Here is a 19788-nt window from a genome sequence, read left to right on the forward strand (position 1 = left end):
CCCAGACCGCGGCCCTCGACCACCACCGCCCGGTGGTCGGGGCCGCGCCGCGTCGGCGGCACGGTCCGTCGGCGCGCCGGGGCGGCGGCTCAGGGCAGCGCGGCGACCGCCTCGGCGTACGCGGTGCCGGTGCGGACCGCGGCGGCCACCAGCACCGCGAGCTGCGCCGGTGCCACCCCGCAGGACAGGTCGGTGGAGACGCCCGCGGCCAGCACCAGCGTCCCGTCGCCGGGCTCGTGCACGTACGCGGCGGGCAGCAGCCGGTCGTGGTTCCAGGCGTTGCAGAACGCGTACGCCTCGGCGCGCCGCCCGGCCGGCAGCCGCCGTTCCGCCACCACCCGGGCGTGCAGCACGTCGCCCTGCCGGCCGAGGATGCGGAACTGGATCGTGGCGTCGCCCCACCGCCCGGCGAGCGTGCCGTCCGGCTCCGTCGTGTACGGCTCGCCCCGGGCGTCGAGCGCGGCGGCGAGCAGCGCCGCGTCCAGTGGGGTCGGTTCCTCCGGCCCGGGCGGCCCGGGCTCGGCCGGGTCGGCGTCCGGCTCCTCGTCGAACTCGCTCTCGGCAGCGAGTGACACCGGCGCGGCGAGCGGCCGCTCGGCCAGCCAGGAGGCGATCCGGCCGGACTGGTGCCCGGTGCCGTTGCGGGCGTCGAAGCTGCCGGCGAGCGCCGTCGCCAGCGCCTGCAACTGCGTACCGAGCGTCGCCACGTCCACCTCGGCCGCCGGCCGGGCGCCGTGCCCGGGACGGTGGATCCGCCGCCCGCCCAGCCCGGCCTCGGTGGCCAGCCCGCACAGCAGCGCGCCCGCCGCGGCGAACTCCATCGCGGACAGGTCGTCGGCCGGGCGGTCCAGTTCGGGCAGTTGCTCGGTGAGGATCTCCAGCCCACGATGCAGGTAGCCGCCCAGCGCGCAGAAGCGCAGGTGCGCGGCGAGCAGTGGGAACGCCGTCCGTTCACCGCGGTGCCGGCGGTACGCCCGCACGTGCGCCCGGGCGGCCCGCGTCACCGCGCCGGTACGCAGCCACGGCAGCAGCCCCACGGCGAGCGCCCGTTCCGGCTGGTCGGTGCAGGCCGTCGCCCCGGCCGCCGCCGCCTGCCGTTCGCCCCGCCGGGTCGGTGGCGCCTGCGGCTCGACCCAGCCGGCCAGCGCGGGCGCGAGCGCCGCCAGTGCCGCGTCCGGCTCGCCCCAGCCGGCCAGCAGGTCGGCCCGCCGTGCCGGGGCGCACCCGGCACACCCGCCGACCGGGTCGTTCGCGTCCGCCGCCGACCAGCGCTCGTACGCGCGCCGGGCCGCCGGCTCGTCGCCGAGGTGGTCGGCGAGCCGGCAGCGCAGCTCCGCCACCGGCGCCGCGTCCTCGCCCAGCTCACCGGCGAGTGTGTCCAACAGGGACCGCGCCTGATCAAGGCCCACCCGGGGCGTGCCGAACGACGCCTCCACCGCCTGCCGCTGGTGCCGGCGCAAGCGGGTCAACTCGTCGGGGCGGGCGTCCAGCAGGCCGGCGTTCCCGTCCAGCGTGGCCCGCATCCGCCGGACCGGCTCCACCGCACGCCACCGCTCGCCCCGGTGCAGGTACGCCTCGACCAGCGCGAACCGCGCCGACAAGGCGGTACGCGGGTCGCCGGTGGCGTCCGCCCGCGACGCGATCCGCTCCAGCTCGGCGCAGCGCTCCGCGCCGTCGGGCCGGTCCCGGGCGTCGGCGAGCGCGGCGACCAGCCCCCGGTCGCGTGCCGTGGTCATCGGAGCGTCCCGCCGGCCAGCTCGTCGACGGCGGCGGCGAGCTGGCACCCGGTGGTCACGCCACAGTCGACGAGCCGGTCGAGCTGGTGCGGCGTCACCCCGCGTTCCAGGTCGGTGGTGACCTCGCCGCACACCTGGGCCGACCCGTCGTCGGCGACGTGCACGTACGCCTTCGGCCAGAGCCGGTCGTGGTTCCACGTGTTGCAGAAGGCGTGCAGCTCGGGCACGCGCTCGATGCCGAAGTGGTGCGCCACGACGGTGCGCACCTGGAGCAGCTCACCGGCCGCGCCCCGGCGGTGGAACCAGATCAGGTTTCGCTCCCAGCGGCCGACCAGCGCGCCGTCGGGTTCCTCGACCACCGCGTACCCCCGGTGGCCGAGCACGGCGGCGATCAGCTCGCCGGTCAGCGGGCGCAGTTCCTGCGGGTGTCCGGCCAGCGGACCGTCCGGACCGTCCTCGATCTCCGGCGACGCCATCGGGCATCCCTTCTGAGGCGAATAACACATACGACGGTCCGACCCGTGCTGCGACGCGCGGACACGACCCGGAAAAGCGGCGATCCACCGGGTGCCGCCGTTACCGTGACTCTATGGCGGGCCGTACCTCTCAGGCGAGCCGGCGGCGCGGCGCGTCGCCGCGTGGCACCACGAACAACCGCGCCCGGCAACCGGCGAAGAAGGCGGCGGCGCGGAAGCCGGCGCGGCGGCGACCGGCTCCCGGGCCGAGCCCGGCCGCGTTCGTCGGCCGGGCGGTCGGCGCCGTCTGGATGGGACTGGCGCACACGGTCGGCTGGACGTTCCGGGCGGCCGGGCGGCAGGCCGCGTCCACCCGGGAGCTGGATCCGGAGCACCGCCGCGACGGCGCCGGGCTGCTGCTGTTCGGCCTGGCCATCCTCAGCGCGGTGGGCATCTGGGGCGGCGGCGCCGGGCCGGTGGGCCGGCACCTGGCCGACACCGTACGGCTGTTCATCGGCGCCATCTCGATAATTCTTCCGGTGCTGTTCATGGTCGGCGCGTGGCGGCTGATGCGGACCCCGGCCGATCCCGAGCACCGCGGTCGCGGCCTGGTCGGCTGGGGCTCGATGATGCTGGCGACCGCCGCGATGCTGCACATCGGGCAGAACCCGGTCGACGAGGTCCAGCGTGACTTCGCCGGTGGCCTGATCGGCGCGGGCGTGGGTGACCTGCTGAAGTCGGCGGTGACCGCCTGGGTGGCCATGCCGCTGCTGCTCCTGCTGCTGGTGTTCGGCCTGCTCGTGGTCACCGCGACGCCGATCAACAAGATCCCGGAGCGGCTCGGCCTGCGCGCCGACCCGGCCGGGCCGGACGCCGACGAGGAGTTCGCCGAGGACGAGGCGCCGGCGAAGCCCGCCCGCAAGCGGCCGGCGAAGCGGATGCCGCCGCCGCTGGAGCCGCTGGACCCGGACGACGAGCTGGCCGGCGTCGATCTGCAGGAAACCCTGGTGCTGCCGCGCAAGCCGCCGAAGGTGCCGGCGAACCGCAAGCCGGTCGAGCCGCCGGAGCACTCGCCGCTGCCCACCCGCGCCGAGCAGCTCGCGCTGACCGGGCTGGCCGGCGACTACACGCTGCCGCCGGCGAACCTGCTCGGCAGCGGCGCCAAGCCGAAGAGCCGCAGCAAGGCCAACGACGAGGTGATCGCCGCGCTCACCGGCGTCTTCGAGCAGTTCGACGTGGACGCCGCGGTCACCGGCTTCACCCGCGGCCCGACAGTCACCCGGTACGAGGTGGAGCTGGGCCCGGGCGTCAAGGTCGAGCGGATCACCCAGCTGTCCCGCAACATCGCGTACGCGGTGAAGTCGCCGGACGTCCGCATCCTCAGCCCGATCCCGGGCAAGAGCGCTGTGGGTGTGGAGATCCCGAACACCGACCCGGAGAACGTGTCGCTCGGCGACGTGCTGCGCTCCCGCGAGGCGACCAGCGACCACCACCCGATGGTGGTGGCGCTCGGCAAGGACATCGAGGGCGGCTACGTGGTCGCGAACCTCGCGAAGATGCCGCACATCCTGATCGCGGGCGCCACCGGCGCGGGCAAGTCGTCCTGCCTCAACTCGCTGCTGGTGTCCATCCTGACCCGGGCCACGCCGGACGAGGTGCGGCTGCTGCTGATCGACCCGAAGCGGGTCGAGATGACCGGCTACGAGGGCATCCCGCACCTGGTCACACCGATCGTGACGAACCCGAAGAAGGCGGCCGACTCGCTGGAGTGGGTCGTCCGCGAGATGGACATGCGCTACGACGACCTCGCCGCCAACGGGGTCCGGCACATCGACGACTTCAACCGCAAGGTGCGCAACGGCGAGATCAAGGCGCCGCCGGGCAGCGAGCGGGAGATGCGGCCGTACCCGTACCTGCTGGTGATCGTGGACGAGCTGGCCGACCTGATGATGGTCGCGCCGCGCGACGTGGAGGACTCCATCGTCCGGATCACCCAGCTCGCCCGGGCCGCCGGCATCCACCTGGTGCTCGCCACCCAGCGACCATCGGTGGACGTGGTCACCGGCCTGATCAAGGCGAACGTGCCGTCCCGGCTCGCGTTCGCCACCTCCTCGCTCGCCGACTCCCGGGTCATCCTGGACCAGCCCGGCGCGGAGAAGCTGCTCGGCCGCGGCGACGGCCTGTTCCTGCCGATGGGCGCGTCGAAGCCGCAGCGCATCCAGGGCGCCTGGGTCACCGAGCGCGAGATCGCCGACGTGGTGAAGTTCTGCAAGGACCAGCGCGAGCCGGAGTTCCGTCCGGACGTGCTCGCCCCGGCGCAGGACAGCAAGAAGAAGATCGACGAGGACATCGGCGACGACCTGGACCTGCTCGTGCAGGCGGTCGAGCTGGTGGTTACCTCGCAGTTCGGGTCGACCTCGATGTTGCAGCGCAAGCTGCGGGTCGGCTTCGCCAAGGCGGGCCGCCTGATGGACCTGATGGAGACCCGGGGCGTGGTCGGCCCGTCCGAGGGCTCGAAGGCCCGCGACGTGCTGGTCAAGCCGGACGAGCTGGAGGAGGTCCTGGCCGGCCTGCGCGGCGGCGAGGACTGACGGCCCCGCAACGGACGACGGCGGCCCCCACCGTCAGGTGGGAGCCGCCGTCGGCGGTCCGGGTCAGTTGAGCAGGGCGGCGACGAGCACGGCGCCGATGATCGCGCCGACCACGCTCGCGGCGGCGGCGTACCAGCCCAGCGGCTTGTCACCGAGGACGGCGCCGACGATGCCGAGGATCAGGCCGAGGACGCCGAAGATCAGCGGGGACAGGAAGATCGCGAGAGCCGCGAAGACGAACGCGACGATCGTGCAGATCCGGGCGGTGTTGCTGCGCGGACGGGCGCTGGCGTGCATGTCGGCCATGGGGTCCTCCGTGATGATCGCTCTGTCGGTCAACGGGAGACCGGGTACCCCGGGCGGCGCATCGTCCAAACCGGATGCGGGCGATCAGGCGAACAGCTTCAGTCCGATCACACCGGCCACCACCAGCAGCAGGCAGGCCACGCGCGGCAGATTGACCGGTTCGCCCAGCGCGAGCATCCCGACCAGCGCGGTGCCCACCGCGCCGATGCCGACCCACACCGCGTAACCGGTGCCGACCGGGATGTCGCGCAGCGCGTACGCCAGGCCGGCCATGCTGCCGACCAGGGTGACGGCGAAGACGGCGGAGGGGAGCGGACGGGTGAAGCCGGCGCTGCGATCAAGCGCGATCGCCCACGCGGTCTCCAGGAGTCCGGAGATCACCAGCACGATCCAGGCCATGGGACATCACCTCTGACGGGCGGGCCCGGCGCGGAGCGGGCCGGGCGGCGGTTGGTCACGCGGGGCGTCTTGGCCTGACCGGGTACGCCCACCACTCGTCCGGGACGGCCCGCGGGCCGTCGTGGCCGACGGTAGCACCGGGCGGGGCGGACCGTCGGCGAGGTGGGAAAGCCCACCTCGGGTGGAGTTGACGTCAACTTCAGGTTGCACGATGGAAGGCATGACCCTGCTCTTCTCCGACGACGACGTCGCGGCCGCCGTGGACGCCCCGCTTACCGTCGCTGCCATGCGCGACGCGCTGCTGGCCGCGCACGCGGGGCGGCTCATCGCCCCGCCCCGGGCGTCCGCGCCGCTGGACGGGGGCCGGATGGTGCTCACCGCCGGGCACCTCACCGGGCAGTGGTACGGCTTCCGCTCGTACGACACGTTCGGCCACCCGGAGAGCGGTCAACTGGTCGTGCTGCACGACGCGAACACCGGCGCGGTACGCGCCATCGCCGTGGGCGAGGAACTCGGCTCCCGGCGTACCGGAGGACTCGGTGGCGTGGCGGTCGACGCGCTGGCCCGCGCGGACGCCGCCACGGTCGGCGTGGTGGGGTCCGGCCGGCAGGCGTGGACCCAGGTCTGGGCCGCCGCGGCGGTCCGGCCGCTGCGCGAGGTGACCGTGTACAGCCGCTCGGCGGCCCGGCGGGAGGCGTTCGCCGCGCGGGTCCGCGCCGAGCTGGACGTGCCGGCCCGCGCCGTCGGCTCGGCCGCCGCCGCGGTACGCGACCGCGACGTCGTGGTGCTCGCCACCACCAGCACCACCCCGGTGCTCGACGCCGCCGATCTTGCCCCCGGCACCCACGTCAACACGGTCGGCTTCAAGCAGGTCGACCGGCACGAGTTCGGCCCCGACCTGCTCGACGCCGCCGATCTGATGGTCACCGACTCACCCGGGCAGGCCACCGCGTACGTCCCGCCGATGCTGGCCGCCGTCGAGCCGTACGCCGGGCGGTTGCGCGACCTGGGCGCGGTGCTGGCCGGCGCGGTTCCCGGCCGGACCACCGCGGACCAGATCTCGGTCTTCTGCTCCACCGGCCTGGCCGGCACGGAGGTGTTCCTCCTCGACCGGCTGGCCCGGGTGGCCGTTCCCGCCCGCTGAACCGGCCGGACGGGTGCGCGGCACTCCGGAACCGGCCCGGTACCCTCGGATGGTGTCTGCCTCCTCCTCCACCCCGCGAACCGACGGGCGCCGCGTCGCCCTGCTGACCCTCGGCTGCGCCCGTAACGAGGTCGACTCGGAGGAACTGGCCGCCCGGCTGCACGCCGACGGATGGCAGGTCACCACCGACGGCGAGGGCGCCGACGTGGTGGTGGTGAACACCTGCGGGTTCGTCGAGAAGGCCAAGCAGGACTCGATCCAGACGCTGCTCGCCGCCGCCGACACCGGCGCGAAGGTCGTCGCCGCCGGGTGCATGGCCGAGCGGTACGGCCGTGAGCTGGCCGACAGTCTCCCCGAGGCGCAGGCGGTGCTGAGCTTCGACGACTACCCGGACATCGCCGCCCGCCTCGACTCGGTGCTGGCCGGCGAGGCGATCGGCGCGCACACCCCGCGCGACCGGCGGGAGCTGCTGCCGCTGACCCCGGTGAAACGCCGCGACGCGGCGGTGTCGCTACCCGGGCACGGCACCCCGGCCCGGGTCACACCGGAGACCGACGCGCACACTCCGGCCCACCTGCGGCAGGTGCTGCGGCACCGGCTCGACACCGGCCCGGTGGCCTCGCTGAAGCTCGCCAGCGGCTGCGACCGGCGGTGCGCGTTCTGCGCCATCCCGGCCTTCCGCGGCGCGTTCGTCTCGCGTACCCCCGACGAGCTGCTCGCCGAGGCCGAGTGGCTGGCCAAGACCGGCGTCCGGGAGCTGGTGCTGGTCAGCGAGAACTCCACCTCGTACGGCAAGGACCTGGGCGACCCGCGCGCGCTGGAGAAGCTGCTGCCGCAGCTCGCCGCGATCGACGGGATCGTGCGGGTCCGCGCCAGCTACCTCCAGCCCGCCGAGACCCGACCCGGACTGGTCGAGGTGATCGCCACCACGCCGGGCGTGGCCGCGTACTTCGACCTGTCGTTCCAGCACTCCAGCGAGCCGGTGCTGCGCCGGATGCGCCGCTTCGGCTCCACCGACCGGTTCCTGGAGCTGCTCGCGTCCGCCCGCGCGCTGGCACCGGAGGCGGGCGCGCGCAGCAACTTCATCGTCGGCTTCCCCGGCGAGACGAAACAGGACGTGGCCGAGCTGGTCCGGTTCCTGACCGAGGCGCGGCTGGACGCGATCGGCATGTTCGACTACAGCGACGAGGACGGCACCGAGGCCGCCGGCCTGACCGGCAAGGTCTCCGCCGCCACGATCAAGCGGCGGTACGACAAGCTCAGCGCGCTGGCCGACGAACTCTGCTCGCAGCGCGCCGAGGAGCGCCTCGGCGCGACGGTGGAGGTGCTCGTGGACTCGACCGCCGACGGCGTGGTGGAGGGGCGGGCCGCCCATCAGGCGCCCGAGGTCGACGGCTCGACCACCCTCGTCGCGCCCGTCGGCGGCGGGGTCGATCTGGCCGCGCTGCGCCCCGGTGACCTGGTCCGGGCCACGGTGACGGCGACCGAGGGCGTGGACCTGGTCGCCGTACCGGATGAGATGATCTCGGCGGCGCCCGGCGCGGTACGGTGACGGCGGGCCCTGATGGAGCGGGGAAGCCACGTGGGGCGATGCGGGACATGACGGGAGCGGAGTCGACGGCCGCTGCCCCCGTACCCCTGCTCAACGCGGCGAACGTGCTCACCGGCGCGCGCCTGATGCTGGTGCCGGTCTTCGCGGCCACCGTGATCGCCTCCGGCATGAGCCACGCGGGCTGGCAGATGGCGGCCTGCCTGATCTTCGCGGTGGCCTCCGCGACCGACCTGGTCGACGGCTGGATCGCCCGCCGGTACGAACTGGTCACCTCGCTGGGCAAGGTCGCCGACCCGATCGCCGACAAGGCGCTCACCGGCGCCGCCCTGGTGCTGCTCTCCGTCTACGACCGGCTGCCCTGGTGGGTGACGGTGGTCATCCTGGCCCGTGAGCTGGGCATCACCGCGCTGCGCTTCTGGGTGATCCGGCACGGCGTGATCGCGGCCAGCCGGGGCGGCAAGGTCAAGACGGCGCTGCAGATCCTGGCGATCACCTGGTACCTCTGGCCGATGCCGGCGGCGCTCGCCGCGATCGGGCCGTGGATCATGGGGGCGGCCGTGGTGGTCACCGTGGTCACCGGGTTCGACTACATCGCCCAGGCGTTGCGGCTGCGGCGCCCGGCCCGTTGAGCCGGTCGGCGGATCCGGCGATCCGGGCGGCCGACGAGTAAGCCGGCGTGGTGCGGGAAATGGGGGCGGGCATGGACACCGACGCGAGAAACCAGCGGCCCGCCGGCAGCCCGGCGGCTGCCGTGGTGCACCGCCTGCACGAGTGCGGCGAGACGCTGGCCACCGTCGAGTCGCTGACCGGCGGACTGCTCGCCGCCGCGATCGTGGAGATCGCCGGGGTCAGCTCCATCTACCGGGGCGGCATGGTGGTCTACGCCACCGAACTCAAGGCGACGCTCGCCGGCGTACCGGAGGATCTGCTGGCCGACCGCGGCCCGGTCGACCCGGACGTGGCGGCGGCGCTGGCCGAGGGCGGACGGGAGCGCTGCGGCGCCGACTGGGGCCTCGCCACCACCGGCGTGGCCGGGCCGGAGCCGCAGGACGACAAGCCGGTCGGCCTGGTCTACGTGGCGGTCGCCGGACCGGACGGCACGCAGGTACGCCGGCTCGACCTCGGCGGCGGACGCGACCACATCCGCGCGGCCGCGGTGATCGAGGCGCTGCGCCTGCTCGCCGACCGCATCCAGCTCCCCGAGGACGCCGACGCCGCCGAGGCGGCCGGGACCGGCCGCCGGTGAGCCGGTCCGGCGTCGACACGCCCGGCGGACGGTCGCTCCGTCCGGATTTTCGAAAGGCGGGGTGGGATGTCGTCGTGGCGGCCAACGGGTACGGTTGCGGGAAGGCTCCGGCGGTCGCCGTCGGCGCCGGGAGCGGTCCACCGCGTCCGGCGCGACGCGAAATCGGCCGGGGATGGTGTTCCCGTTCAGGGGGAGGTGCGATGGTCCTGCTACGCCGGGTGATCGGTGACGCGCTGCGAGCACGCAGGCAAGGGCAGCACCGCACCCTCCGCGAGGTCTCCTCCGCCGCCAACGTCAGCCTGGGCTACCTCTCCGAGATCGAACGCGGCCAGAAGGAACCCTCGAGCGAACTGCTGGCAGCGATCTGCGACGCGCTCGGCGCCCGCCTGTCCGAGCTGCTCCGCGAGGTGAGCGACACCGTCGCCCTGGCCGAGCAGATGCCCGGCGTGCTGGTTCCGGTGGCCGACGAGCGGGTCGAGCCGGCCGCGGTGGCCCCCGCCGCCGTGCGCAAGGCCACCAACCGCGGTGTCCGGCAGGTCACCTCCGACGGCGGTGTCGCCGTCCAGGTCCGGCAGGACTCGCCGCTCAAGGCCACGCTGCGCAGCACCCGGGTACGCCCCGCCGAGCGGGACGTGGTCTGCGCCGCCTGACCCGGCCCGTCGCGGCGTGGGCGGTGCTGGCGTTCGCGTCGTACTGTTGATCAGGAGCGTACGGGTGCCGGAGTGGCGTCCGGCTGGGACGATGTAGACGCGACGCTACTGAGGGGACGAGGCGGAGATGGCGAACCCGTTCGTCAAGGGTTGGAAGTACCTGATGGCGCTCTTCGGGGCGAAGATCGACGAGCACGCCGATCCGAAGGTGCAGATCCAGCAGGCCGTCGAGGAGGCACAGCGCCAGCACCAGGCGCTGGTGCAGCAGGCGGCCGCGGTGATCGGCAACCAGCGCCAGCTGGAGATGAAGCTGTCCCGGCAGATGACCGAGGTGGAACAGCTCCAGGGCAACGCGCGGCAGGCGCTCGCGGTGGCCGACCAGGCCCGGGGCAAGGGCGACGAGGCCGAGGCCGGGCGCTACGAGCAGACCGCCCAGATGCTGGCCACCCAGCTGGTCTCCGCCGAGCAGGCGCTGGAAGACCTCAAGACACTGCACGACCAGGCGCTCGGCGCGGCCGCGCAGGCCCGCAAGGCGGTCGAGAACAACTCGATGATCCTCCAGCAGAAGCTGGCCGAGCGCACCAAGCTGCTCAGCCAGCTGGAGCAGGCCAAGATGCAGGAGAGCGTGGCCCGCTCGCTGGAGTCGATGTCGTCGCTCACCGCGCCCGCCAACACCCCCTCGCTCGACGAGGTACGCGACCGGATCGAACGCCGCTACGCCACCGCCATGGGCCGGGCCGAGCTGGCCGGCAACTCGGTCGAGGGCCGGATGCTGGAGATCCAGAAGGCCACGCTCGACTCGGCCGGATCGGCGAGACTGGAACAGATCCGGTCGAGCATGGCCGGCGAGCAGCTCGGCAGCCGGTCCGAGACCCCCGCCGTGGGGCAGCCGGCCGACCCGGCCGCCGCCGCCCGGCTCGACGAGATCCGGGCCAGCATGAGCCGGGAGCGCGGCACCGGGGAGACCACTACCGGCTGACGGAGGGGCGGACACGATGGCGGACGAACGGGCCCGGCACTTCCGGAGGCTGCGCAGGCTGCGTAACTCGGCGCGGCGCTGGAGCGTCCTGGCCGGAGGGCTCGGCGGCGCCGCCGCGGTGCTCACCCCGTACGCCGGACTGGGTCTGGCGGACGCGGCCTGGGCCGGCGCCGCGGGCAGCGCGATCGCGGTGGCCGCCTGGCGCTGGGTCGACCACCGGGCGCTGGCCGCCGTGCCGCCACCGCCCGCGCTGGACCCGGCCGAGGCCGCCGCCCGCTCCCGCGCCCGGCTGGTCGCCGCCGTCGAGCGGCTGCCCGTCGGGCCGGGCGTCGTGGCCGAGGTACGCCGGGTCCGCTCCCGCCTCGCGCTGCGCGGCACCGCCGCGGCCGAGCCGTGGGCCCGGCTGGACCGGGCCGCGCTCACCCTGGCCGGGCTGGCCGGACGGTTGACCGGGCTGGCCGAGCCGGCGGTCCGGGAGGCGGCCGAGGCCGACCGGTCCCTGCGGGAGCTGGCGACCCGGGTGGCGAGCGTGGAACGTGCGGCGAAGCTGACCCCGCAGAGCACCCTGAACGAGGTGCACGCGACGCTGGTGGCGCAGTTGGAGGACGGGGTGGCCGCGTACGAGCGGCTGGTGGTGGCCGCCGCCGGCTACGTGGCCGAGGACGCCCGCCCCAACACCGAGCACCCGTCCGCCGCGCGCCTGACCGAGGCCACCGACCTGCTGCACGGCGTGGCCTCCGCCCTGGCCGAACTCCGCACCCCCCTCCGCGCCCCCTGACAGTCCCCTCGGCGGCTCCCCGCCCGCCGGCCGTTTCCCGTTGATCAAGGAGTTAGTGTCCTCTCGCCGGCCAAATCCGGACACAAACCCCTTGATCACCGCCCCGGGCGCTCCGGACCGGCCCTCTGACACGCGCGATCATGAGGTTGACGGCATTTTTGATCTCCATTTCTGCCGCCAACCTCATGATCAACGGGGTTCCCCGCACGGGGCGGTGGCGCTGGCGCCCGGCGTCCTGCCCTCGCGCGCCCCTGGGCCCCGCACCCGCGCGGTCTCTCCGCTATCTGCGCCCTGTGCGCTCTCTGCCGCGCCAGGGCGAGGGCCAGGGTCGGGGGGCGGGAGGGGGAGTTGGCGGCCCTTGCCCCGGTGGTCATGAAGTTGGCGGGGGTGTTGATCTTCGAATCTGCCGTCAACTTCATGATCGACCCGGACGGGGACGGTCAGGTGGGGGTGGTCTTCTGGGCTGGGGGAGTCCAGGGGGAGGTGCCTACGACGTTTGTGGCTCTGACCCGGTAGTGGTAGGTCACACCGCGGGCCAGACCCGTGTTGGTGAAGCCGCGGCCGGTCACGTGGAACGTCGCCGGCTCGCGCGTGAAGGCGGCGTCGGTGGCGCGCTGCACGACGAACCCGGCACCCGGCCCGGCCGGGGTCGGCGCCGACCAGCTCACCGTCACGGTGGCGGTGTCCGGCCCGGACACGCCGGCGGTGACGCTCAATCCGGTCGGTGCGACCGGGCGGGCCGGGGTGGTCACGGTGGCCACAGTCGACCAGGGTGAGGCGGCGCCCAGGTACGTCGTGCGTACCCGGTAGTAGTACGTGGTGTCCGGCGCGACCGCCGGGTCCACGTGGGACTCGCCCACGGCGATGGCCGTGGTGCCCGGCCCGCTGGTGAACGTCGGGTTGGTGGCCCGCTGCACGTCCACTCCGGTGGCGAAGGAGTGGTTGGCCCAGCGCAGCGCCACCCGCAGCGGCCCGGTCGGCGGCAGCACCGCTGTCACCCGGGTCGGCGCGGCCAGGTGCACCGCCGCCGGTACGGCGTTGGACCAGGACGAGCAGCTCACCGCGTTCTCGGCGCGGATCCGGTAGTGGTAGGTGACGCCGGGGGTGACGGTGGCGTCGGTGTACCGGGTGGCGGTGGCGGCCACCGTGATCTCGGTCAGCCCGGTGGTGAAGGTGCTGTCGGTGGCGCGTTGCAGCCGGTGGCTGGTGGGTACGGGCCGGCTGCCGTTGCCGGTCCAGGTCAGCGCGATGGCGGGGAGCGCGGTGGCGCTGCCGGGCGCCGGGGTGGCGGTGAGCCCGGTCGGCGCCTTGGGTGCCACGCGCACCACCAGCGGGCGGCTCATGCCCTGGTCGCGCAGTCCGGCCGAGCGGGTCTGCCAGCGGTACTCCCAGCCGAGGTTGACCAGCTGGTTCACCACGATCGCGGGGCGGCCGTCGACGGGGCTGACCGGGCCGGCGTCCAGGCGCGCGCCGGGCGGGCGGGTCGGGTCGAGCAGCCGTACGCTGTCGCCGATCTTGAACGGCAGGGCGGGCGGTACGGGACGCAGCGCCACCACGACGTCCTCCCGGGGGTTGACCCGGACGGTGTCCTTCCAACCCAACTCGCCCGGGTCCGGCGGGCGGACCGTGCCGTCCCAGCCGACCCGGTTGACCAACTGCACGTCGCAGCCCTCGATGTGCACCGGGTGGGTACGGGGGGCGTCGCCGACGATCCGCCAGAGCTGCGTGCCGTCGCCGGGGGCGCCGACCGCCACGGCCGGGTCGGTGGCGTGCAGCACCTCGGTGGCCGGGTCGGCCGGCCCCAGCGGCAGCGTGGCCGGGGTGAGCGGCGCGCTGACCGGGTGGCCGACGCCGAGCCGTCCCACCGCGCGGCCGTGCCGCGGCTCGAACACCTGCCCGACGGACTTGACCGCCAGCGACAAGGTGACCGGGGCGGTCGCGCCCGCCGGGGTGAACGTGACCGAGGTGGCCCGCGCGGGAACGAGCGTCGGGTGCGGGGTGGAGGTGCCGATCGCGGCGTCGTACGCCGGGTGCGGCACGATCGGCGGCGGCTGGCTGCGGGCGTACGCCCCGGGCAGCCGCTCGGCGAGCCGCCGCGTGTCGTACGGCTGGGCCGGGGTGCCGGTCACCCGGATCTGGAGCAGCGTGCGCGTGTTCGGGCCGTACCCGGGGCGGGTCGGCGGCAGGCCACCGGCGGCGGTCCGGTCGGGCGCGCCGGTGTGGTGGTCGTGGCGCGGATCGAACCGGGGCAGCGGCGCGGGGCAGTCGTTGTAGAGGATGAGCGTGCTGCCCGGCGGCACCGTGGAGAAGTCCACCACCACGTCGGCCCGTTCGCCGGGGGCGAGCAGCAGCGCGTGCCCGTCCACGTTGAGCACGGTCGGGTCCTGCCTGTCGTACCGGTAGTCGACCGGCCGGTTCGTCAGCACCACGGGGGCGGGGAGCAGGCCGCCCTCGTTGCCGATCTGGATCATCTCGGGCCCGGCGGCGGCCGGGTCGGGTACGCCTCCGTCGCGTCCGTCCGCCGGCCAGTACGCGGGCCGTCCCGGCGCGCGGACCGCCTCGACCATCGGCACCTCACCGGCGTCCGGGTCGGCGGGACTGCCGTCCTCGGCCCACATCGGCGCGTCCGAGGCGGCCCGGTAGAGCTGGAGGTTGAGCGCGCGGTCCGCGCAGGCGTTGAGGATCCGGAACCGGTACGCCCGCGGCGCGACCTCCAGGTACGGGTAGGCCACGCCGTTGACGAGCGGGGTGTCGCCGTACGCGTCGGGGACCGCAGACGGGTGCGGCACGCCCGGCACCAGCGGCGGCTCGTCCGGGTCGGTGTCGGGGTCGTGGTGCGGGTTCGGCACCGGGGCGACCCACGGGCTGGCGCCGCCGTCCGGGTCGTGGGTCCACGGCCCGTAGTCCCAGCGGCCGGTCGGGTTGGTGCCGGTGAGCCGGTACGGGTTCTGCCGGGGCTGGTAGACGTGCGGGTGCCAGAGGCTGCCCTTGGCGCCCCAGCGGTCCCGGTCCCAGGTGGGGTCCTGGGCGGCGAGCTGCGCGTCGTCGGGCACGAACGTCTTGTCCTCGATCACCAGCGGGAACTGGTCGGCGGGCAGCACGCCGTCGTCGACGAGCCGTTCCTCGGCCGGGTCGGTGAGCAGGTAGAGCGCGATCTGGCCGGAGTAGACGGTGAGCCGGGACAGGCCGAGCGTGTTGTCGTGCAGCCACATGAGGCGGCCGCTCTGGTCGTTCGGGAAGTACAGCGTGGTGGCGCCCGCGCCGGGCGGCGGCATGTCCGGTACCGGCGTCACACAGGCACCCGCCGGGTACGGCGTGATCTCCCCGGCCGGGGTGATCCACTGCCACGGGTTGCCGGCGCTGATCCACCCGGTCTGCGCGCCGGACAGGTGCGGCACGGCCCGGTTCTGCGGGTACGGCGCGGGGCCGTCGAGCGGCCCGGCACCCGCGCCGTCGACCGTCTCGTCGACAGGTAGGAACAGCTCGCCCGCTCGCCCGGTGGGGAGCTGGTTGATGAACTTGATCCGGACCGGGCGGCCCCGCCGGGCCACGATCATCGGGCCGAGGTGCCAGGGGCGGTCGGGTGGGCTGACCGTGTTGTGGCCGGAGGCGTCGGTGCCCAGGTTGAGCTGCCGGTAGCCGCGTAGCCGGGTGGCGGGCAGGTCGCGGTGCAGGCGCTGCGCGTACTCCTGGAGGCCGATCTCGTAGTAGTCGCAGCCCGGCCAGGTGATGGTGTCCGGGACTGCGACCGGCAGGCGGGCGCCGAGCCCGGCGCTGGCCGGCTGCCCGGGCAGCGGCAGCGGGTCGACGAACTTGCGGATGCCGGTGCCGGGTACCGGGTGGCCGTCCGGGTCGAGCGTGGGCAGCGGGCTGGCGGCGGTGTTCGGCACCGGGCCGAACAGGCGCGGGACGGCGGTCGGGTCCAGGCTCGCAGGCGCCGGACCTTGCTCGTCGTCGCCGTCCCGGGCGGCCGGAACGGCGGGCGCGACGGAACCGGCCGGCGTCGGGTCGCCGGTGGGCGCGGTCTCGACGGCGACGACGGCGGCGCGGTCCGGGCGTCCGGGCCGGCTGCGGCGGAACAGCACCATGGCTCTCCCCGGGGTCGGGGCGCGCCGGCCGACACCCCGGCGTGGCGGGCGTACGCGCTGCTGACGATCCGTGAGCGGTCCACCGCAGCATGCGACGTCACAGGGGTGAGGCGGAAGTACCCAATCGTCCCTATCTCGGCCGATCTTGGGCGTTTCGTGGAAGTTCCACGCCGGGCTGGCAGGCGGGGCACCAGTAGGTGACCCGTTCACCCAGTTCCTCCTTGCGGATGGCGGTCCCGCAGCGGCGGCACGGCTGGGCCCGGCGGCCGTAGACGTAGGTCGTCCCGCCCCGGTGCAGCACCCCCGTGGTGCTCTGCGTCCAGCGGCCCCGGTTGGCCGCGAGCAGCCGCTGGGCCAGCGCGACGGTGCCTGGTAGGTCCGGCACCGCACCGACCGGCGCCCACGGCGACACGCCGCGCAGGAACAGCACCTCGCACTTGTAGAGGTTGCCCACCCCGGCCAGGTTGCGCTGGTCGAGCAACGCCTCGCCGATGGTGCGCTCCGGGTCGGCGGCGAGCCGGCGGACCGCCTCGTCCGCGTCCCAGTCCGGGCCGAGCAGGTCGGGGCCGAGGTGGCCGACGAGCGACTCCTCCTCGGCGGTCGGCACCAGCGCCAGCTCGTGCAGGTGGTAGCCGACAGCGACCGCGGCAGGGGAGCGCAGCACCACCCGGATCAGGTGCGCCGGCCGTCCGCTCCAGCGCTCACCCGGGGCGTACGCCCGCCAGGCGCCGTCCATCCGCAGGTGCGAGTGCAGCGTCCACCGGCTGGCGTCGGTGCCGGTCAGGCGCAGCAGCAGGTGCTTGCCGCGGCTCGCCGACTCGCGCACGGTCCAGCCGGTCAGGTCGGTGGTGGCGAGCTGCGGCACGCGGAAGTCGGACCCGGTGAGCCGGGCCCCGGCCAGCGCGCGTTGCAGGACGCGCGCGGTGTTCCAGACGGTGTCGCCTTCGGGCACCCGGCCATTGTCCCCCGGCCGAGCAGAATTCGCATGTGTCGCTATTTGTACTGAGGTTCCACTTGATCTGCGGAAACGCCACGATCAGGGGGTTCTGAGGAGATGCCAATGGCACATACACGACGTCGTACCGTCGTCGCCCTGACCGCCCTGCTCACCGTGGCCGCCGGACTGCCCGGCACGCCCGCGCCGGCCGCGCCCCCACCCGCCGTACCGTCCCGCGCCACCGCGCCCGGCCCCGAACGCTGGTCCGTCGACCTCGCCGTCGCCGGCGGCGACGACGTCAACGTCGCCTGGCGGTCCGGCCGCCTGCGCCTGGCCGACCCCCGTCCCACCGCCCGCACCCGCCCGGCCGCCGTCGGCGGACCGGTCGCCGAGGGCATCCTGCTCTCCGCGCCGCGCACCCTCGACCGACCCGCAACCCGGGTACGCGCACAGTTCGCCGCCCGCACCGGCGACGGGGGTACGGCGGTGGCCCAGGTACGCGGCTGGCGTGGCCGCGGCTGGACCGAGTGGCGTGACGCCACCGAGGCGGTCTTCGACGCACCGGTCAGCCGGGTGCAGGCACGCGTCGTGCTGACCACCAGCGGCGCCGCCTCGGAGGCCACCGTCACCGGCCTGACCCTGGCCGCCGACCGGGTCGCCACCACAGCGGTCCAGCCGGCCGCCGCCCTCACGTACCGGGTGTACGCGACACGGATCGGCCTGGTCGGCGGCACCACCGCCAACGGGCACACGGTGCGCACCCGGGACCACTTCGCGGCGCTGCCCACCCGGCGCGGCCTGTCGCCGCGCAACACCGGCGACTACACGGTCAAGGTCTGCACGACGAGCGGCAGCCGCTGCGAGTACGCCCCGGTCTGGGACGTCGGCCCGTGGAACACCCGCGACGACTGGTGGAACCCGGCGTCGGTCAGGGAGAACTGGAAGGACCTGCCGCGCGGCTTGCCGGAGGCGCAGGCGGCGTACCAGAACGGCTACAACGGCGGGCGCGACCAGTTCGGCCGTACCGTGCGCAACCCGGCCGGGCTGGACCTGGCCGACGGGACGTTCTGGGACGGGCTGCGGCTCACCGACAACGCGTGGGTGGACGTGACACTCTTGTGGACCGGTGGCGGGGCGCGGGCCGTGGTCGGCTCCGGGCCGTTGAACCTGCGCGCCGGGGCGGGCACCTCGTACGCGAGCCGGGGGCTGGCCGCCACGTACGCCCACGTGCCGGTGCAGTGCTACGTGACCGGGCAGCGGATCGCCGGCACGTACCGCACCACGACGAGGTGGTACCGCCTGGTCGGCGGCAACTACGTCAGCCACGCGTACCTGTCCTCGATCTACGGCGGCACCGTCCCCCGCTGCTGACCCCTCGCCCTCCCGCCCTCCCGCCCCCGCCCTGCCTGCCCCCGTTGATCTTGCAGTTTCGGCCCTTCCCGTGAGGCATTTATCCCTTGTGTCGGGGCAGAAACTGCAAGATCGCGGGGGCGGGGCGGGGCGGGCGGGGGTGGGGGTGGGGTGCGGGTTAGGGGGTGGTGAGGGTGATGAGGGTGCCTGGGGTGGTGCGTAGGGTGTCGGCGGCTCGGCCGGTGTTCACCGCTATGGCGACCAGGCCGGCCGAGTCGACGTAGACCACCAGGGTGCCGGGTTCGGCGTCGCCGAACGTGCGGCCGTGGACCGCTTCGTGCCCGTTCACCAGGACCCGGGACGGCAGGCCGTCGAGCAGCGCGCCCGGCGCGGCGAGCTGGACGTTGCCGAAGTGGTCGACGGTCAGCACCTCGGCGGTGAGGCCGCCGGGCTCGGCGCGTACCACCGGCTCCGGCAGCCGGACCAGCATGCCCGGGTCCACCGCCGGTCCCGCCTCGGCCAGTGGTGCGCCGAGTGCCAGCCGGGCGGCCACCGGCGCGAACACGTCCCGCCCGTGGAACGTGCGGGAGACGACCGGGCCGAGCCAGTCCGGGTTGGTCAGCTCCACCGCGTCGGTCACCCCGCCGAGCGCCTCAGCGGCCGGGATCAGCAGCCCGTTGTCCGGCCCCACGAGCAGTCCGCCGGGCGCGGCGAGCGCGATCCCGCGCCGCGTCGTGCCGACACCCGGGTCGACCACCGCCACGTGCACGCCCCACGGCAGGCACGGCACTGTCTGCGCGAGCACCGCCGCGCCCCGGTGGACGTCGGCCGGTGGGATCAGGTGCGTCACGTCGATCACCCGGACGGCCGGGGCGAGCCGGGCCAGCACTCCGTGGCACGCCGCCACGAACCCGTCGGAGAGCCCGTAGTCGGTGGTCAGCGAGACACAGGGCGGACCGCCGGCCGCCGGCCGCGTGCCGTCCGGTGTCGTGCGGCCCCGGTCGGCGGCGGCCTGGGCGCGTTCGTCCGGGCCGCTCATCGCTGGTCCGCCACCCTCAGGTGCCGGGCCAGGCGCAGCTCGTCGTGCAGCGGGATCCCGTCCGCACCGACCTGCGGGATGGTCGGCTTGACCGCGCGGGCCCGGTCCACGGCGCCCGCGTCCACCGCGACGATGCGCAGCCCTCGGCGCTGGTAGAAGCGCAGCGCGCCCAGGTTGTCGTTGGTGGTGACCAGCCAGATCCGGTCCGCCCCGGCCGCCCGGGCCGCCTCGTCGGCGGCGGCCAGCAGGGCGGTGCCCGCGCCGTTGCCGGGTGCCGACGCGGCCAGGCTCACCACCTCCAGCCCGTCGGTGTCGACGCGGTACGCCAGCGCCCCGGCGAACCCGCCGCTGTCGTCGACCGCCACCAGCGCGGGCAGGTCACGCAGGTCGTAGCGGGTGTCGTGGACCACCACGATCGGGCCGCCCCACTCCTGTTCGTGCAGCGCCGTCAGCGCGTCGCGGTCGTCGTCGCGCGCCTGCCGTACCCGAATCGAGGCCACCGGCACACCCTACGTTCCCGCTCCCCGGAACTCCGGGC

General features: G+C 74.7%; 17 protein-coding genes and 1 riboswitch. Of the genes, 9 read left to right on the forward strand and 8 right to left on the reverse strand.

Annotation, left to right across the window (positions count from 1 at the left end):
* Positions 1–89: 89 nt before the first annotated feature.
* On the reverse strand, positions 90–1736 hold the full coding sequence (locus ACQP26_RS07670) for a YbjN domain-containing protein (RefSeq protein ID WP_433495307.1): 1647 nt from the start codon (positions 1734–1736) through the stop codon (positions 90–92).
* Complete coding sequence (locus ACQP26_RS07675; RefSeq protein ID WP_364772422.1) at positions 1733–2212, reverse strand: YbjN domain-containing protein; 480 nt, start codon at positions 2210–2212, stop codon at positions 1733–1735. Before ACQP26_RS07675 ends, ACQP26_RS07670 begins: the two co-directional genes overlap by 4 nt.
* Before the next feature lie 113 nt (positions 2213–2325).
* On the opposite strand from ACQP26_RS07675, the gene ACQP26_RS07680 reads away from it, so the two are divergent.
* Positions 2326–4782: an FtsK/SpoIIIE family DNA translocase gene (locus tag ACQP26_RS07680; RefSeq protein ID WP_269701320.1), complete on the forward strand. Its 2457-nt coding sequence runs from the start codon at positions 2326–2328 to the stop codon at positions 4780–4782.
* Between the two features lie 63 nt (positions 4783–4845).
* Here ACQP26_RS07680 and ACQP26_RS07685 read toward each other — a convergent pair whose 3' ends face one another.
* Together ACQP26_RS07685 and ACQP26_RS07690 are read right to left on the reverse strand one after the other, a co-directional pair.
* The gene (locus ACQP26_RS07685) at positions 4846–5088 is read right to left on the reverse strand and encodes a hypothetical protein (RefSeq protein WP_433495308.1); all 243 of its coding nucleotides are present in this window, start codon (positions 5086–5088) and stop codon (positions 4846–4848) included.
* 84 nt (positions 5089–5172) lie between these two features.
* The gene (locus tag ACQP26_RS07690) at positions 5173–5487 is read right to left on the reverse strand and encodes a DMT family transporter (protein ID WP_013284696.1); all 315 of its coding nucleotides are present in this window, start codon (positions 5485–5487) and stop codon (positions 5173–5175) included.
* 58 nt (positions 5488–5545) lie between these two features.
* Positions 5546–5611, reverse strand: a riboswitch (guanidine-III (ykkC-III) riboswitch).
* A gap of 96 nt (positions 5612–5707) precedes the next feature.
* On the opposite strand from ACQP26_RS07690, the gene ACQP26_RS07695 reads away from it, so the two are divergent.
* The 7 genes from ACQP26_RS07695 (at position 5708) to pspM (ending at position 11836) form a co-directional block, all read left to right on the forward strand.
* On the forward strand, positions 5708–6631 hold the full coding sequence (locus tag ACQP26_RS07695) for an ornithine cyclodeaminase family protein (protein ID WP_433495309.1): 924 nt from the start codon (positions 5708–5710) through the stop codon (positions 6629–6631).
* Between the two features lie 49 nt (positions 6632–6680).
* A complete protein-coding gene (gene rimO / locus ACQP26_RS07700) occupies positions 6681–8183 on the forward strand; it encodes a 30S ribosomal protein S12 methylthiotransferase RimO (RefSeq protein ID WP_281578700.1) in 1503 nt (500 codons plus the stop codon).
* A gap of 47 nt (positions 8184–8230) precedes the next feature.
* A complete protein-coding gene (gene pgsA / locus ACQP26_RS07705; RefSeq protein WP_269701314.1) occupies positions 8231–8812 on the forward strand; it encodes a CDP-diacylglycerol--glycerol-3-phosphate 3-phosphatidyltransferase in 582 nt (193 codons plus the stop codon).
* Positions 8813–8883: 71 nt separating this feature from the next.
* Positions 8884–9429, forward strand: coding sequence for a CinA family protein (locus ACQP26_RS07710; protein WP_269701312.1), 546 nt, complete (start codon positions 8884–8886; stop codon positions 9427–9429).
* A gap of 200 nt (positions 9430–9629) precedes the next feature.
* Positions 9630–10079 carry a helix-turn-helix domain-containing protein gene (locus ACQP26_RS07715; protein WP_269701311.1) on the forward strand — a complete coding sequence of 150 codons (450 nt, stop codon included), beginning with the start codon at positions 9630–9632 and terminating at the stop codon, positions 10077–10079.
* 127 nt (positions 10080–10206) lie between these two features.
* Positions 10207–11058 (forward strand): PspA/IM30 family protein, encoded by an 852-nt coding sequence (locus ACQP26_RS07720; protein WP_269701309.1) that lies wholly within the window; start codon positions 10207–10209, stop codon positions 11056–11058.
* A gap of 16 nt (positions 11059–11074) precedes the next feature.
* On the forward strand, positions 11075–11836 hold the full coding sequence (pspM, locus tag ACQP26_RS07725) for a phage shock envelope stress response protein PspM (protein ID WP_269701308.1): 762 nt from the start codon (positions 11075–11077) through the stop codon (positions 11834–11836).
* A 440-nt stretch (positions 11837–12276) separates the two neighbouring features.
* On the opposite strand, the gene ACQP26_RS07730 is transcribed toward pspM, so the two are convergent.
* Positions 12277–15924 (reverse strand): fibronectin type III domain-containing protein, encoded by a 3648-nt coding sequence (locus ACQP26_RS07730; protein ID WP_433495310.1) that lies wholly within the window; start codon positions 15922–15924, stop codon positions 12277–12279.
* Between the two features lie 130 nt (positions 15925–16054).
* Complete coding sequence (locus tag ACQP26_RS07735; protein ID WP_433495311.1) at positions 16055–16876, reverse strand: DNA-formamidopyrimidine glycosylase family protein; 822 nt, start codon at positions 16874–16876, stop codon at positions 16055–16057.
* A gap of 108 nt (positions 16877–16984) precedes the next feature.
* Here ACQP26_RS07735 and ACQP26_RS07740 point away from each other — a divergent pair, with 108 nt between their 5' ends.
* Positions 16985–18232, forward strand: a complete 1248-nt coding sequence (locus ACQP26_RS07740) for a hypothetical protein (protein ID WP_281578696.1) — start codon at positions 16985–16987, stop codon at positions 18230–18232.
* 157 nt (positions 18233–18389) lie between these two features.
* On the opposite strand, the gene ACQP26_RS07745 is transcribed toward ACQP26_RS07740, so the two are convergent.
* Both ACQP26_RS07745 and ACQP26_RS07750 read right to left on the reverse strand, forming a co-directional pair.
* Complete coding sequence (locus ACQP26_RS07745) at positions 18390–19250, reverse strand: SAM hydrolase/SAM-dependent halogenase family protein (RefSeq protein WP_433495312.1); 861 nt, start codon at positions 19248–19250, stop codon at positions 18390–18392.
* Positions 19247–19750, reverse strand: a complete 504-nt coding sequence (locus ACQP26_RS07750) for a GNAT family N-acetyltransferase (RefSeq protein WP_433495313.1) — start codon at positions 19748–19750, stop codon at positions 19247–19249. Before ACQP26_RS07750 ends, ACQP26_RS07745 begins: the two co-directional genes overlap by 4 nt.
* Positions 19751–19788: the final 38 nt, after the last annotated feature.

Origin of the sequence: Micromonospora sp. CA-248089 (assembly GCF_050948515.1) — a bacterium.
In the GTDB taxonomy this organism is placed as follows: Bacteria; Actinomycetota; Actinomycetes; order Mycobacteriales; family Micromonosporaceae; genus Micromonospora.

What these genes read in the sequence shown, in the direction of transcription:
- ACQP26_RS07670 (WP_433495307.1), bottom strand. Translation starts at nt 1,736, where the DNA reads ATGACCACGGCACGCGACCGGGGGCTGGTCGCCGCGCTCGCCGACGCC.
- ACQP26_RS07675 (WP_364772422.1), bottom strand. Translation starts at nt 2,212, where the DNA reads ATGGCGTCGCCGGAGATCGAGGACGGTCCGGACGGTCCGCTGGCCGGA.
- ACQP26_RS07680 (WP_269701320.1), top strand. Translation starts at nt 2,326, where the DNA reads ATGGCGGGCCGTACCTCTCAGGCGAGCCGGCGGCGCGGCGCGTCGCCG.
- ACQP26_RS07685 (WP_433495308.1), bottom strand. Translation starts at nt 5,088, where the DNA reads ATGGCCGACATGCACGCCAGCGCCCGTCCGCGCAGCAACACCGCCCGG.
- ACQP26_RS07690 (WP_013284696.1), bottom strand. Translation starts at nt 5,487, where the DNA reads ATGGCCTGGATCGTGCTGGTGATCTCCGGACTCCTGGAGACCGCGTGG.
- ACQP26_RS07695 (WP_433495309.1), top strand. Translation starts at nt 5,708, where the DNA reads ATGACCCTGCTCTTCTCCGACGACGACGTCGCGGCCGCCGTGGACGCC.
- rimO (WP_281578700.1), top strand. Translation starts at nt 6,681, where the DNA reads ATGGTGTCTGCCTCCTCCTCCACCCCGCGAACCGACGGGCGCCGCGTC.
- pgsA (WP_269701314.1), top strand. Translation starts at nt 8,231, where the DNA reads ATGACGGGAGCGGAGTCGACGGCCGCTGCCCCCGTACCCCTGCTCAAC.
- ACQP26_RS07710 (WP_269701312.1), top strand. Translation starts at nt 8,884, where the DNA reads ATGGACACCGACGCGAGAAACCAGCGGCCCGCCGGCAGCCCGGCGGCT.
- ACQP26_RS07715 (WP_269701311.1), top strand. Translation starts at nt 9,630, where the DNA reads ATGGTCCTGCTACGCCGGGTGATCGGTGACGCGCTGCGAGCACGCAGG.
- ACQP26_RS07720 (WP_269701309.1), top strand. Translation starts at nt 10,207, where the DNA reads ATGGCGAACCCGTTCGTCAAGGGTTGGAAGTACCTGATGGCGCTCTTC.
- pspM (WP_269701308.1), top strand. Translation starts at nt 11,075, where the DNA reads ATGGCGGACGAACGGGCCCGGCACTTCCGGAGGCTGCGCAGGCTGCGT.
- ACQP26_RS07730 (WP_433495310.1), bottom strand. Translation starts at nt 15,924, where the DNA reads ATGGTGCTGTTCCGCCGCAGCCGGCCCGGACGCCCGGACCGCGCCGCC.
- ACQP26_RS07740 (WP_281578696.1), top strand. Translation starts at nt 16,985, where the DNA reads ATGGCACATACACGACGTCGTACCGTCGTCGCCCTGACCGCCCTGCTC.
- ACQP26_RS07745 (WP_433495312.1), bottom strand. Translation starts at nt 19,250, where the DNA reads ATGAGCGGCCCGGACGAACGCGCCCAGGCCGCCGCCGACCGGGGCCGC.